Raw genomic sequence first — 13975 nt, forward strand, 5'->3', positions numbered from 1 at the left:
CGAGCAACCCCAGTTTATAATAAGAGAGAAGAGTATTGGGTTATAAAAGTTTTTAACCAAAAAAACAATAGTTGTGGACATAACATATCCTTTTTCATCTTCTATTTGCAACAGGATCTGATTAATTATATAAAAAATGTATTGGATCATATATTACAGCTGAATTATTAAAGAATAATTATAAAGTAATATACTGTGTTAGAGATGTTGAATCGACCAGGAAAAATTCCCTACTGCAGAAGTGATATACTGTGATTTTAATATAGACCTAACACCACAAAGCTGGATAAATAGATTAAATAACATAGATACTAGTTATTAATAATGTATCAGGTGTGTTAACGTCTAGTCATGCTAATAATATTGACAATGTTCATGTCAATGGTCCAGAGGCTCTATTTAAGGCTTGCACCCTTACTAACGTACAAAGAATTATTCATATTTCAGCTCTTGGAATAGATGATGAAAAAAACACTGCTTATGCTTTAACTAAAAAAGCATCTGAAGAATATTTACAAAAATTAGAAAATATAGACTGGGTAATTTTACAACCGTCTCTTGTTTACGCAAGCGGTTGTTATGGTGGGTACCTCGTTATTTAGGGCTCTTGCAACATTACCGTATTTTATTCCTTTAATAGGTGATGGTTTACAACAATTTCAACCTATTCATATTGATGATTTAACGAAAGTAATTATTCACTGTATAGAAAGGGAAGGAAAAATCCACACATTATTAAAAATAGTTGGACCAGACATAGTGACCATGAAGAATATCTTGCTTGGATTTAGAAGATGGCTTGGAGTCAATCCTGGAAGACTAATAAAAATTCCTTTAATATTCATTAAAATAGCAGCTAAATTAGGAGATTTTCTAAAAATAGGACCCATTAATTCTACTGCGTATAATATTCAACCTAATATTGCTGATAAAAAAGATTTTATCGATTTTACTTCTATAATCCCTAGAAACTTACAACAAGGTTTTGCAACCGAACCTTTAACCGTACAATCCATATGGCACGCTAGGCTTTATTTTTTAAAACCTATAATAAAAATTGTCTTAGGACTATTTATATGGAAGCTGCTTTACAGATATTATTCTTGGAATTCTACTAATTATCAAAAATAAAATAAATAGGATATGTAGTTTACAAATTTTATTAATACTAGCTTATACTCTACTATTAACATATCTTAAGCCAATATTGTAGCTAGATCCGCTTGGTCCGATATTTAAAAATATTCCAATAATATTACTTACTTTAGTATTCATGGCGATAGAACGAGATAAATAATGGATTATCTTTTTATAAAAACTATTCATATTATTAGCTCTACCATTTTATTTGGTACTGGAATTGGTACTGCTTTTTTTATGTGGTGGGCAAATAAAACCGGTGATTTGAATGCAACGGCATATACAGCTCGCACTACAGTTATAGCTGATACTCCAACTGTGATAATTCAACCGGTTAGCGGCATAATATTAGTAAATATGCTTGGCTATAATTATTCTGATTTATGGATTACCTTAACTTATATCGGATACATAATCACCAGTAGTTGTTGGCTTCCGGTGGTATGGATTCAAATTCAACTACGAAATATGGCACTTGAAGCATTAAAACAGCGAATTCCCCTACCGGAAAATATTATAAATTATTTAAATTATGGTTCTACCTAGACTGGCCGGTATTTATCAGTTTGAGTATTATTTTTTTCTTAATGGTATTTAAACCGATATAATACTAGTTTAGGATAAATTTTATACTAAATTAGTATTGTCCCGTGGTCAAGCCGGCGTTGTTGTGTGGATACCAACCCATCATTGCGAGCAGTCGTAGGTCTTGTTGCAGGCCCGTTTATGTCATTCCCGCGTAGGCGGGAAGCCAGTAAAACATATAAAAACGTGTAACTTCTTATATCAATATTGAAGTTATTTTTCTGGCTTCCCGCCTACGCGGGAATGACATAGAGAAGAAATAATATTTACGCCGGTATATCTTCAATAATCGGTTGTTTTTTGTTTGATTTTGTAGAAATGAGAGAGGTCATTATCGGTTCGACTAAGCCGTTAACTACCTCTTTTGTAATAGTAACACGCTGTTTTTTTAGCTCGGCAACTTTATACATACTATCAAGCAAAAGATGCTCAAGCATTGAACGAAGTCCTCTTGCTCCCGTCTTTTTAGCTAGAGCTTTTTCGGCAATAGCTTCTAAGGCTGAATCGTCAATTACAAGCTCAGCATCATCAAGCTCAAATTGTTTCTGATATTGCTTTACTATGGCGTTCTTAGGCTTAGTTAAAATTGTAATTAAAGCTTCGTTGTCTAACTCATCTAAAGTAGTAACGATGGGTAATCTACCGATAAATTCAGGAATTAAACCGAATTTAGTTAAATCCTCAATCTCTAGGGATTTAAGAATCTCACTATTATTTTTCTCTTTATCTATATTTACGTTAGCTGCAAAGCCTATAGAACTATGATTAGTTCTTGAGGTTATAATGCTATCAATCCCCATAAAAGCACCACCGCAAATAAACAAGATATTTGAAGTATCTAACTGTACGAAATCTTGTTGTGGGTGTTTCCTACCGCCTTGAGGAGGCACGGAAGCAACTGTTCCTTCCATAATTTTAAGTAATGCCTGCTGTACTCCTTCACCCGATACATCCCGTGTAATAGAAGGATTCTCCGATTTACGGGCAATTTTATCAACCTCGTCAATATAAATTATACCTTTTTGTGCTTTTGCTATATTAAACTCAGCTGCTATCAATAAACGTAGTAATATATTCTCAACATCTTCACCGACATACCCGGCTTCCGTTAAAGAAGTAGCATCCGCCATAGTAAAAGGTACGTCTAAAATTTTAGCAAGCGTTTGAGCAAGTAAAGTTTTTCCTGAACCGGTAGGACCGATCAGTAAGATATTCGACTTATTAAGCTCAACGTCATTATTGCCAGATTGTACATATTCAAGCCTCTTATAATGGTTATAAACCGCGACTGCTAAAATCTTTTTCGCTTGATCTTGCCCAACTACATAATCATTTAGAATTCCACATATTTTTTGCGGCGTTGGAATTGAAGAAGTAATTTGCTTTAAAGCCACTTTACTTTCTTCTTTCATAATATCTGTACATAAATCTATACATTCATCACAAATAAATACTGCAGGACCTGCTATCAGTTTTTTGACTTCATGTTGTTTTTTACTACAAAACGAACAAATCAATTCTTTTTTATCAGTTTCTACTACCATTAACTTTCTTTTTTATGTTCATTTTAACAATTCTTACTATAATACTCTTGCGTACATATAATAATCTTTATGCTCATTTGCAACTATTTCGTATTTTTTAAGAATTCCTTCCCTAGCAAAACCGCATCTCTCAAGAAGATTAATCGAACGAAAATTATCAGTAATTACTGTTGCTTGTACTCTTATAATACCAATATAATCAGCAAATTTTAAAATATTCTTTATAGATTTTAACATCATACCTTGACCCCAAAAATTAGGATCTAGATCATAACTTATTTCTGCTCTATGATGCTCTAGATTTATTATATTAAAACCGGCAGTACCTATTAATTTATTATCGTCTTTAATGGCAATTCCCCAATAAAAACTTCTATGATTTTTATATAAACTAGACCAATAACGTATTTCCTCTCCGGCTTCTTCTACGTCTTTAGGCCTATTGCTATCAGTTATATAAATAGCCATTTCCGGCTTACTCATATAATTAAAATAATCTTGTGTATCCTCCGCGGCTAACTCTCGTAAAACTATATCGTTTAAATCAAGCACAGGAAAAGGGGCATATAAATGTCCTCTATTTATCATATATACTAACTATTTTTCTGTATAATATAAATATTGCATATTCATATTATACAGAAGATTTTTAAATAATGAGTATACAAGGTGAAAAACAGTTTCCACCTTGTATACAAATTTACTGCATATTATTTTATTATTAATTTTACTTATGAGTATATATCTCTATAATTATACATACTTAATCGGATCTTGTACATTATTCTTTTTAAAAGCATCAAGTCGTGCAATGCATGATAGACATTGACCACAAGATAAACCGGCTTCTGTTGGATCATAACATGATATTGTTTTACTATAATCTACTCCAAGCTCAAGCCCTTTTTTAATTATTTGCTCTTTGGTCATATTTATTAAAGGAGCATGGATAGTAATTTTTTCTCCATTTACTCCTACCCTAGTTGCTAAATTTGCCATTGCTTCAAAAGATTTTATATATTCAGGACGACAATCAGGATAGTTAGTATAATCATTAGTGTGTACCCCAATAAAAATATCTCTAGCTCCTATAACCTCAGCAACTCCTAGTGCGTAGCTTAAAAATATTGTATTACGTGCTGGTACATAAGTAACCGGTATGTCACTTGGTAATTGATCTGTGTTTTTAAATTTTGGTACATCTATATTATCATCAGTCAATGCAGAACCGATAAATGACTGCAAATCAATATTAATAACCCTATGTTGTTTTACATTATAATCTTTAATTAATCCTTGGATTTTTTGGACTTCCGGACTATTGCGTCTATGATAATTAAAACTTAGAGCATAAATTTCATAATCCATTTTGCTAACTATCTCAAGAACCGTAGTAGAATCAGGTCCACCGCTTAATAAAATAACTGCTTTTTTTTTCATTGTTTTACCGCTAAAGTTAATTTTTGAGATACTAAAGCATTTAAACTAATTTTTGCTCTAAGTGCTTCAAGTACTAAAGCTCGATACACACGTTTATCTACTCTAACATTAAACTGTCCGCTATACTCTTTCCTAGACAGAGCTAAGGAAATAGATTGATTATGACTTATATAACTTTCTTTCATTAAAGCCCAAGCTTGTTGTAATTCTTGCAGTGCTTTTTCAGGCGAATTGCCAAAAGCTGATACATTCGGTAGCTCTTCAAATCTTGCTAGCCAATCTCCATCCTTATCTTTAAAAAGTTCTATAAGTAAACCCGTCAAATGTATCATTTCATCTTCATTTCCTTTTGCAAAATTTAAAAATTGTCGAACTTGATATTCTTCTGCCATATTTCCAAAAGTGTGAATAGATAACCTATTTCCTTTGGGCTAGTACCAAATCTTATGGCTACCTTTTTGCCTATCTTTAACCCAACCGCACTTAGTCATTAAAGTATGAATCAGAGAAACTTAATCCTTTAGGATTTTGTTTAGCTTTATTTATAAGTTTTATATACTGATTCATGTTATAACTATATATAGTTATAATATATTAAGTCAAATAATATATGTTAATGCAATAAATATTCTTGACTAACTCCTTCTGATAATCTAAATTTACGTTGTTAATTTATGGCGGGTGTAGCTCAGTTGGTTAGAGCATCAGGTTGTGGTTCTGAGGGTCGCGGGTTCGAATCCCGTCACTCGCCCCATATTTTGGAATTGTTGTGTGGTTACCAAATCATCATTGCAAAGAAAATTACAAAGTAATTGACGAAGCAAGCCAGTAAAAAAATGCTAAAATTAGTACTTTTTTATTATTTTTCTGGATTACCACGTCGCTTCGCTCCTCGCAATGACATTTTTTTCTTATGGATATCAAACTTTTATATAGACTAGCTAAATATCTAAGGTTCTATAAAAAAGATTTGATCATCGTGATGATCTCTTTACTTAGCGTATCAGCTTCATTATTACTAATCGGTAGTGTTTTTAGAAATTTAGTTGATAAAGGCTTGAGCAAAGACCATATTTTATCGGTTGATAAATCTATATTATATATTTGTTTATTAATTATCATCTTAAGTATTGCTAGTTTTTTTCGTTCATATTTTATCAATAATGTTGCTGAAAAGGCAGTTACTCAAATAAGAAAAGAAGCTTATAGTAATTTAATTAATTATGAAATTGAAGAGTTTGAAGAACTCAAAATCGGCGATATAATTTCACGCCTAACAAATGATATAGATCAAATATCTACTCTTATCGTTAATTTCTTATCTTTTTTTATTCGCAATTCGGTGATGCTAATTGGCGGCATTACATTAATGTTTTTTGAAAGCTTTAAACTCGCTTCTATAGTAATTATTACCATTCCTATCTTATTAATTCCTTTAATTAAATTCGGCAAGCATGTTAAGGTTTTATCTACAAAAGCTCTAGAATCTAAGTCACTTTTAGCATCGGATATTGATGAAACTTTTAATAATATTAGAGCTATTTATGCTTTTAACCATCAAATAAACAAAATTGCCGATTTTGACACTAAATTACAAAACTATTTAATATACTGCAAAACCCGTTTAAAAATTCGTGCTTTATTCTTTGCGATTTCAATAGCCGTTATATTTCTTGCGATTACTTTAGTTGTTTGGATTGGAGCTTCAGATATAGTGAAAGGTCATTTATCTGCGGGACAAATTATCTCGTTTATTTATTATGCGATTATCGCCGGAGTTAGCTGTGGCGGTATTTTTGAGCTACTAAGCGAAATGCATTTACCTGTTACAGCCCTTGAGAGAATAATTACAATTATAGATAAGACACCTATAGCACATAATAATTATTTAGAATTAAATAATTCCGATCCAATCTCGATAGAATTCAAAAATGTTGATTTTACCTATCATTCAAGACCTAATTTAAGGATTATTAATAATATGTCTTTGAAGATAAATGCCAATAAGTTTCTTGGTATTGTAGGTAGATCAGGTGCAGGCAAAAGTACTGTGATACAGTTACTACTGCGTTTTTACCGGCAAGAAAACGGCACTATCCTTATTAACAATCAAGATATAACTCTTTTAAATCCTGCTGAAATTCGTAAATTAATTGCCTATGTTCCTCAAGAGGCTAGCATTTTTTCCGGCACTATAAAATCAAATATTATATTCGGTAATAATGAAGCAAACGACGACGAAATAAATGAGATAATAAAAATTACAGGAATAGAAGAATTTGCTGCTACACTTCACGACGGTATAAATGCTAAAATCGGTGAAAGAGGGGTTAGATTATCAGGAGGACAGAAACAAAGAATAGCTATTGCTAGAGCATTACTACGCATGCCGCAAATTTTGCTTCTTGACGAGGCAATGAGTGCTTTAGATACGATGAGCGAACAGAAATTACTAGAGTCTATAAAAAAAATAATGAAAGGGAACATTATTATATCAATTGCCCATCGAATTAGTAGTATAGAATCAGCTGATTATATTTTAGTAATAGATAAAGGAGGAGTAGTCGCTGAAGGATCACATCATGATTTATCTAAAAACTCAGAAATTTATCGAAATATTTGCAGAGAGCAGTTAACAATATAAAGGGGTATGTCATTCCTGCGAAAGCAGGAATCCAGTCAACCTTAATGTCATACCACGACTTGATCGTGGTATCTTAGGGCATAATCTGTGACACAAGATCCCGTGGTCAAACCACGGTATTGATACTGAACGCTTTTTACTGGATTCCCGCTTTCGCGGGAATGACAATAAAGTATATAATTGATATATTTGTTACAATAAAAGTGCCTTAGTATAAAAAAATTTAAGTTTAATATAATTTAGCTTGAAAGCTGCCGTGGCTTTGTTATAATCGTAATTACAAAACAAAAAAGGTGTACAAAATGAAAAATTTATTAAAGATTTTATTAATTCTAGCTTTCGCAAGCCCAGTATTTGCTTCATCAATGCAAATGCCTGACCCAGCTTCAGTTACAACAACCCAAATACAAGCTATGAGTACTGACGATCAACAAGCTTGGGTTGCTAGTTTAACAGCAGGTCAGTATAATATGTTAAGTCCTGATGTCCAAAAGTGGGTAATGGAGAATACTACCGATACTCAAAAACAAGCTTTAGGAATTAATCAGTAATATTTTAATTAATTTTTAAAATTGATAGGGTACTGTTAACAAAATAATTTTAATTGATAATTAAAAAGAATTTTTAGAAAATTAATAAAATTTTTGAAGGAATAGTTAATCCTATTTTAAAAAAGCCTTATAATTTGCAGTAAAAATAAATTTAATTAGCTTTAAAATTTATTTTGTTAATAGTCTTAAATGTTAGGGATCATTATTCTTAATATATATCACTAAAAGCTTCTGCTTGCACTTCCTTTCAGTCTTACTGTTATCGTGTCATGTATTATATACTCCTAATAAATAAAAATTGTTAGACGAGCATAAATGTTCATTTATTCTTGCTTTAGTAAAACAATACACTAATTATTGTAAGCTATAAGAATATAGAAAGCTAATTTGTTGTGTGGCTTTGCTGCCGCTCCTGCGTCCTTATTTATGTCATTCCCGCAAAAATGTTGTTGCGTGGATCGGTTTTTCCGTCATTGCGAGAAAATTTACAATAGTAAATTGACGAAGCAATCTTGAGAAGAATTCCTGAGATTGCCATGCTCACTAGCGTTCGCTCGCAATGACGACTTGGTATCTATGCAACAATGCCTCGCAGGGATGACATCGCGCAGGCTTTCGGATTCAATAATACTTTTGCTAAAATAACCTCAAACTAACAATTACTTATGAAATTAATTATTACCGTAATCATCATGGAAATACTCGCTGGAGCGGAAATAGATTTATTCGTTCCAAGTTTTCCTGAAATACAAGATACATTCAACCTTTCAACTTTTATGACAGAGTTACTACTTAGTGTTAATCTCACTGCTTATTGTATTACTTCGCTTATAGTCGGTAATTTAGGAGATAGGTACGGACGCAGACCGATTATTATACTCGGTTTACTGATTTTTAATCTTGGTAGTTTATTTTGTGTATTTGCAAATAATTATGCAGTTATATTATTTGGAAGATTTTTGCAAGGATGCGGGATATCATCGGTTGCAGTGCTAGTATATGTTGTTCTTGCCGATATTTATTCGGTACAAGAACAGCAAAGATTAATGGGTATTTTAAACGGCACTATTGCCATTGCTATGGCAATAGCACCGGTTATAAGTAGCTACGTCAATTTATTTTGGGGCTGGCGTGGCAATTTTGTTTTGTTGCTTATAGTAGGTTTGATCAGCCTAATTCTTGGTATATTATTTATTCCAAAAAGAGCAGTTAATAAAAAAATACGTATTTCTTTAAAAGAATATATACCTATCTTCAAATCGCCAAAAGCTATATATTATATACTTACAATGACATTTCTTGCACAAGGATATTGGATATTTATTGGGATTGCTCCTATTTTATATATGCAAGATTTAGGTGTAACTTTAGAATATTTCGGACTTTATCAAGGAGCAATGGCGGCTCTATTCTCAATTATGAGCTTTTCAAGCGGTTATTGCTTTAAAAAATTCGGTATTAAAAATTGCTTCTATTTTGGAGTTATATTTATAATACTATTCCTACTAGGAAATAGCATATTAGTTGTATATAATGTTAATAATCCTTTAACCATAACAATAGTTACTTTATTATTATCTCTTGGCGTGATATATCCGATTAACATATTATGGCCATTGCTTTTAGAAGCTATTCCGGACGGTAAAGCTCGTATGACGGCTATTTTCACTGCGGCTAGATTGATTTTAACGGCATTTGGGCTGCAATTAGTAGGATTTTTATATAACGGTACTTTTACTCCTCTTGGCATTACTATATCCAGTGTTACGCTATTTGGGTTAGTAACATTACCTAAATTATTTAAGTACGATAAAGTCTTTGAGGTTTCTAGTAACGTGTAGATGTCTTTATGTCATCAATTGTGTCGTCATTGCGAGGAAAAACTGTACGTTTTGACGAAGCAATCTCAGGAATTTGTTATTATTTCATAAGATTGCCACGCAGCCTACGGCTGCTCGCAATGACAAAAAAGCTGATTCAGGCAAGAATAACCTAGAAACGGATGTAAGCAAAAATAAACAAATGATCAATAACAATTTTATCTTCAAGATAGCTTTCAGATATTTTAGAGCTAAGAAAAACGAAAAGTTTGTTTCTATTATTTCTGCCTTTTCTTTAGTGGGCGTAATGATCGGCGTTGCAGCATTGATAGTAGTCATGTCCGTTATGAACGGTTTTCATATAGAGCTTACTAAAAATATTATCGGCTTAAATGGGGATATAGTGATAAATCGGCAAGGTGGTAGTATTGATAACTATGAAGAGATTAAAGCCAAACTCCTAAAACAAGATTATGTAAAGCATGTAACATTCATTGCTCACGGTCAAGCTTTGGCTCTTGGTAAAAGTAATAATAGCGGTGTGCTTGTTAAAGGTATGAAATTAAAGGATCTAAGTGTAAGAAATGAAATTTTTAAAAATGTCAATTTTGGTAGTTTTGATAATTTTCACGGCAAAAACGTAATAGCACTCGGAGAACAATTAGCAAGCAATTTAGGCGTAACCGTTGGGGATAAGATTAGATTAATTTCACCGAATTCAGTTTCTACCGCCTTTGGTAGTATGCCAAGATCAAAAGAATTTAAAGTTATAGCAATTTTCAATAGCGGTATGTATGATTATGATTTGACAACGATATTAATGCCGCTTACCGCAGCACAAAATTTCTTATCTCTCGGCGACGATATTAATTTAATCGAAATTAATAGTCTAGATCCCGATAAAGCTCTCGCATATTCATATAAAATACAATCACTATTAGGTCCAACCCTATATGTATTTAATTGGCAAATCTTAAATTCACAATTTTTAAGTGCTCTTGCTGTTGAGCGTACTGCTATGTTTACTATTCTATCTTTAATTATTACGGTTGCCGCATTTAATATTATTTCAAGCTTATTTATGCTTGTTAAAGATAAAACTTCAGATATTGCAATTCTTAGAACTATGGGAGCAAGCACTAAGCAAATAATGCTTATTTTTATCTATAACGGAATGTTTATAGGATTACTTGGCACAACACTAGGTGTAATCCTTGGTGTTACCTTTTCTTATAATATTCAAACTATCAAGAATTATTTGGAGCGTATAACCGGTACTAAAATTTTCGAGGCAGCTATTTATTTTCTTTATAGTTTACCTTCAAAAGTAAGAGCTGAGGATATTATTTTAATTACCTCTTTATCTATAATATTGTGTTTTCTTGCGACAATTTATCCTTCTTATAGAGCCTCAAAATTAAATCCCGTGGATGCCCTAAGATATGAATAATACAGTCCTCATTTTAAAAAATATCTCAAAACATTACAGCCAAAGCAAAACTATTGTTAGAGTACTAGATAATCTTAATCTAACGGTTAATGAAGGTGAATTGATCGCTATAATAGGTTCTTCAGGTAGCGGCAAATCAACTTTACTACATATTGCCGGCTTGCTTGATAAACCTACAAACGGTCAAGTCATCATACCAAATAGCAAGTATCAAAAATATCATCTCATTCGTCTTCATTATTTAGGTTTTATCTATCAACAACATCACTTACTTAAAGATTTTACCGCTCTTGAAAATGTTATTATGCCAAGGCTTATTAGTGGTCTTGATCAAAAAAAAGCAATAGAAGATGCAACAAAGATATTAGATGATTTAGGGCTTGGGAAAAAACTCTATAATATGCCCGGAGAATTATCGGGAGGAGAACAACAACGGGTCGCTATAGCTCGGAGCTTAATTAATACGCCGAAAATTATTTTAGCAGATGAACCGACAGGTAATTTAGATCCCAAAACTACAAATGAAGTATTTAATTTATTTTTAAAAGTAGCAAGAGAACAAAATACCGCAGTTATTATGGTAACACATAACCATGAGTTAGCACATAAAATGGATAAATTATATAAGCTAAAGCACGGATTATTAAATATAGCTTGATTTAAAGCTCAAAAATTCTAATAATTATATGTAGGTGCTGTGAAGATTTCTAAAAAGATTTAATTTTGGCTCTTTTTTGCTGCAAATTATAAGATTTTTTTGAAATATGAATAACTATTCCTTCAAAAACCTTATTAATTTGCGCTAAAAAATATCTTAAAAATAGTAAATCAATTAGAAATTTTCACAGCACCTAATATTCTTTTAATAAAGGTTAGTAATGGCTGAGCCTATTATATTTACTCTTTTACTTGGAGATGAAGATCGGATATTAGAGACAATAAACAAGCAGGAAGCCCAAAATAAACTGCCTATTATCAGGCTAGAAGTTAATAAAGCATCACATATACCCGATAAAGAACGTATTTTTTCGGAGATCTTACAAGAATCCCGCAAAAAGGGCAAAACACCGATTTTTAATATTCAACTTAATAACAATAATATACAACCTATTTTTAGGGTACAAGATTTAATTAATTTACAAAATTTAAATATAAAAACTACTATTACTTTTGATCAATATAATTCATTACCCCAAAATTCTGAACTAGAAGCTTATTGGAAGCAAATTATGAAAAAAGTTGATCATGTTTTTTTTACAAATGAAGCAGATCAAAATTTATCTATAGCCGATGGTATAGTACCAAAAGATAAAGCCACTACAATTACGGATATAAGTTTAGTAACATCTGTTTTTAACAATCTTGTATATGATCATAAAATTGATCAATTACTTTCCGGTACAATACCTGATAAAGAAAAGCTAGATAAAATAATAAAAAACGCTAAAAATCAAGGCGGTAGAGTGATTATAGAAACTTGGCCTCTTTCTGCAGACGAAGCAACAAATCTGATCACTGCTAAATTCGGTATTACCGCTGAAGATCAAATTTACGGATTAAAACTCGAAATTAATGAAATCTTAAAAGATTCAAATAATGCTGCTGAAAACTTAAAAAAATATGTATCACAAATATCTAGGCAATTTCAAAAAGATTTAGGTAAAACTGCGGTAAATCCTATTGACTTTAATTTTAATACAAAGAAAGTTATGAATGATAGACCTAAGGATATACAAGTAGAGCAAACAACATCATATGAACCTCCAAAAGCAAACCAACCACAACCGCAAGGTTTTTTTAAAAGAATTTTTAACTATTTTAAAGATATAATAACTAGTTTTAAAGAAGCAATATTCGGCACAAAAGAAGAACCTAAAACTCACGAATCAACAACTCTAACTACGGAAGCAAAGCCGACAATAACAGAAGAACCACTAACCACTGTTGCATCTTCTATAAATCCACCGCAACAGCAAGCTCCCGCTAATAATCAAAAACCATGGGAAAAATTAGGAATTCCACAGGAAATGTATAAGGAATCTCTAAAAGCAGAACAACAATTAGCCAAACCAGTAATAGAGCCAAAACAGCAGATACCTGAAAAAAAATCATCACCAGTTATAAATACTGAAGATCAAGTTGGTGTTTATAATACAGGAAATATAAAACAACCTACTTATTTATACACTGAAGATGATATAAAAAATATATTGGAAGCAAATATAGATAATAATATGTTCTCTATATTTCATCATGCCTCTTTAGAAGAGCCGGAAATACTAAAAGATACTCTTCGTGTTACAGTAGAGGGTTTAATACTAGATAATAAGCCTGCAATTATACCACTAAATACAGGACATAAACATTGGTTACTCTTAATGGCTAGTAAAGATGATAAAGGTAATATAAACTTTATGTATAATGATCCCTATGGTGAGCCATTGGAATCTCGACCAAAAGTAACAGAATGTATTACCGAAATTTATCCCGATGCAAAAATAACAGACCTAAATACCAAGCAACAAGAAAATGTATATGATTGCGGAGTTTTCGTATGCGATAGTGCGATAAAACTCTCTAAAGGGCAAAAAATTCTAACTACTGAAGAATCTAAAGAACAAGGTATAAATTTAAGGAAAGCTCAAGCTAATACATTATTAATACAGCAACAAGCAATAGCGATTGGACACGAATCACGCAAGACATCATCTACAAATAACAAATTTCAAAATCTTATTAACAGCCGAAAAACAAAAGATACTGCAAGGAGTCGTTGATAACAAAAAAACATTAGGCAAAAT

12 protein-coding genes, 1 tRNA gene and 3 pseudogenes are annotated in these 13975 nt (G+C 31.8%); 11 read left to right on the forward strand and 5 right to left on the reverse strand.

Going from position 1 to position 13975, the window contains the following annotated elements; genetic code table 11:
• Window positions 1–335 precede the first annotated feature (335 nt).
• The 4 genes and pseudogenes from MCC_RS10655 to MCC_RS06000 all read left to right on the forward strand — a co-directional run bounded on the left by MCC_RS10655 (window position 336) and on the right by MCC_RS06000 (window position 1748).
• Window positions 336–602 (forward strand): NAD(P)H-binding protein, encoded by a 267-nt coding sequence (locus tag MCC_RS10655; RefSeq protein ID WP_041405447.1) that lies wholly within the window; start codon window positions 336–338, stop codon window positions 600–602.
• Window positions 580–1131 carry a Rossmann-fold NAD(P)-binding domain-containing protein gene (locus MCC_RS09670; RefSeq protein ID WP_231288683.1) on the forward strand — a complete coding sequence of 184 codons (552 nt, stop codon included), beginning with the start codon at window positions 580–582 and terminating at the stop codon, window positions 1129–1131. The genes MCC_RS10655 and MCC_RS09670 overlap by 23 nt, the downstream gene beginning before the upstream one ends.
• 1 nt (window position 1132) lies before the next feature.
• Window positions 1133–1213, forward strand: a complete 81-nt coding sequence (locus MCC_RS10660) for a hypothetical protein (RefSeq protein ID WP_231288601.1) — start codon at window positions 1133–1135, stop codon at window positions 1211–1213.
• Window positions 1214–1296: 83 nt separating this feature from the next.
• Window positions 1297–1748 (forward strand): annotated as a pseudogene (locus tag MCC_RS06000) (DUF2269 family protein).
• A gap of 243 nt (window positions 1749–1991) precedes the next feature.
• Here MCC_RS06000 and clpX read toward each other — a convergent pair.
• The 5 genes and pseudogenes from clpX to MCC_RS11265 all read right to left on the reverse strand — a co-directional run.
• Window positions 1992–3269 (reverse strand): ATP-dependent Clp protease ATP-binding subunit ClpX, encoded by a 1278-nt coding sequence (gene clpX / locus MCC_RS06005; RefSeq protein WP_014408962.1) that lies wholly within the window; start codon window positions 3267–3269, stop codon window positions 1992–1994.
• Between the two features lie 36 nt (window positions 3270–3305).
• The gene (locus tag MCC_RS06010; protein WP_012153085.1) at window positions 3306–3857 is read right to left on the reverse strand and encodes a GNAT family N-acetyltransferase; all 552 of its coding nucleotides are present in this window, start codon (window positions 3855–3857) and stop codon (window positions 3306–3308) included.
• Between the two features lie 165 nt (window positions 3858–4022).
• Window positions 4023–4709, reverse strand: coding sequence for a 7-cyano-7-deazaguanine synthase QueC (queC, locus tag MCC_RS06015; RefSeq protein ID WP_014408963.1), 687 nt, complete (start codon window positions 4707–4709; stop codon window positions 4023–4025).
• A pseudogene (locus tag MCC_RS06020) lies at window positions 4706–5042 on the reverse strand (toxin-antitoxin system HicB family antitoxin); the annotation flags it as partial. The pseudogene MCC_RS06020 and the gene queC, both read right to left, overlap by 4 nt.
• Window positions 5042–5200: pseudogene (locus MCC_RS11265) on the reverse strand (type II toxin-antitoxin system HicA family toxin); the annotation flags it as partial. The pseudogenes MCC_RS11265 and MCC_RS06020, both read right to left, overlap by 1 nt.
• Before the next feature lie 186 nt (window positions 5201–5386).
• Here MCC_RS11265 and MCC_RS06025 point away from each other — a divergent pair.
• From MCC_RS06025 to MCC_RS06055, 7 genes are all read left to right on the forward strand, one after another.
• A tRNA-His gene (locus MCC_RS06025) sits at window positions 5387–5463 on the forward strand.
• Window positions 5464–5622: 159 nt separating this feature from the next.
• Window positions 5623–7353, forward strand: a complete 1731-nt coding sequence (locus tag MCC_RS06030) for an ABC transporter ATP-binding protein (RefSeq protein WP_014408965.1) — start codon at window positions 5623–5625, stop codon at window positions 7351–7353.
• Window positions 7354–7655: 302 nt separating this feature from the next.
• Window positions 7656–7904 carry a DUF2673 domain-containing protein gene (locus MCC_RS06035; RefSeq protein WP_014365492.1) on the forward strand — a complete coding sequence of 83 codons (249 nt, stop codon included), beginning with the start codon at window positions 7656–7658 and terminating at the stop codon, window positions 7902–7904.
• Window positions 7905–8569: 665 nt separating this feature from the next.
• Entirely contained in the window at window positions 8570–9745 is a 1176-nt protein-coding gene (locus tag MCC_RS06040) for a multidrug effflux MFS transporter (RefSeq protein WP_014408966.1), read from the forward strand.
• Window positions 9746–9926: 181 nt separating this feature from the next.
• Window positions 9927–11174 (forward strand): lipoprotein-releasing ABC transporter permease subunit, encoded by a 1248-nt coding sequence (locus tag MCC_RS06045; RefSeq protein ID WP_014408967.1) that lies wholly within the window; start codon window positions 9927–9929, stop codon window positions 11172–11174.
• Window positions 11167–11832: an ABC transporter ATP-binding protein gene (locus MCC_RS06050; protein ID WP_014408968.1), complete on the forward strand. Its 666-nt coding sequence runs from the start codon at window positions 11167–11169 to the stop codon at window positions 11830–11832. Before MCC_RS06045 ends, MCC_RS06050 begins: the two co-directional genes overlap by 8 nt.
• A 220-nt stretch (window positions 11833–12052) precedes the next feature.
• A complete protein-coding gene (locus tag MCC_RS06055) occupies window positions 12053–13951 on the forward strand; it encodes a Ulp1 family isopeptidase (RefSeq protein ID WP_014408969.1) in 1899 nt (632 codons plus the stop codon).
• Window positions 13952–13975 lie beyond the last annotated feature (24 nt).

It is taken from the genome of Rickettsia rhipicephali str. 3-7-female6-CWPP, assembly GCF_000284075.1.
In the GTDB taxonomy this organism is placed as follows: Bacteria; Pseudomonadota; Alphaproteobacteria; order Rickettsiales; family Rickettsiaceae; genus Rickettsia; species Rickettsia rickettsii.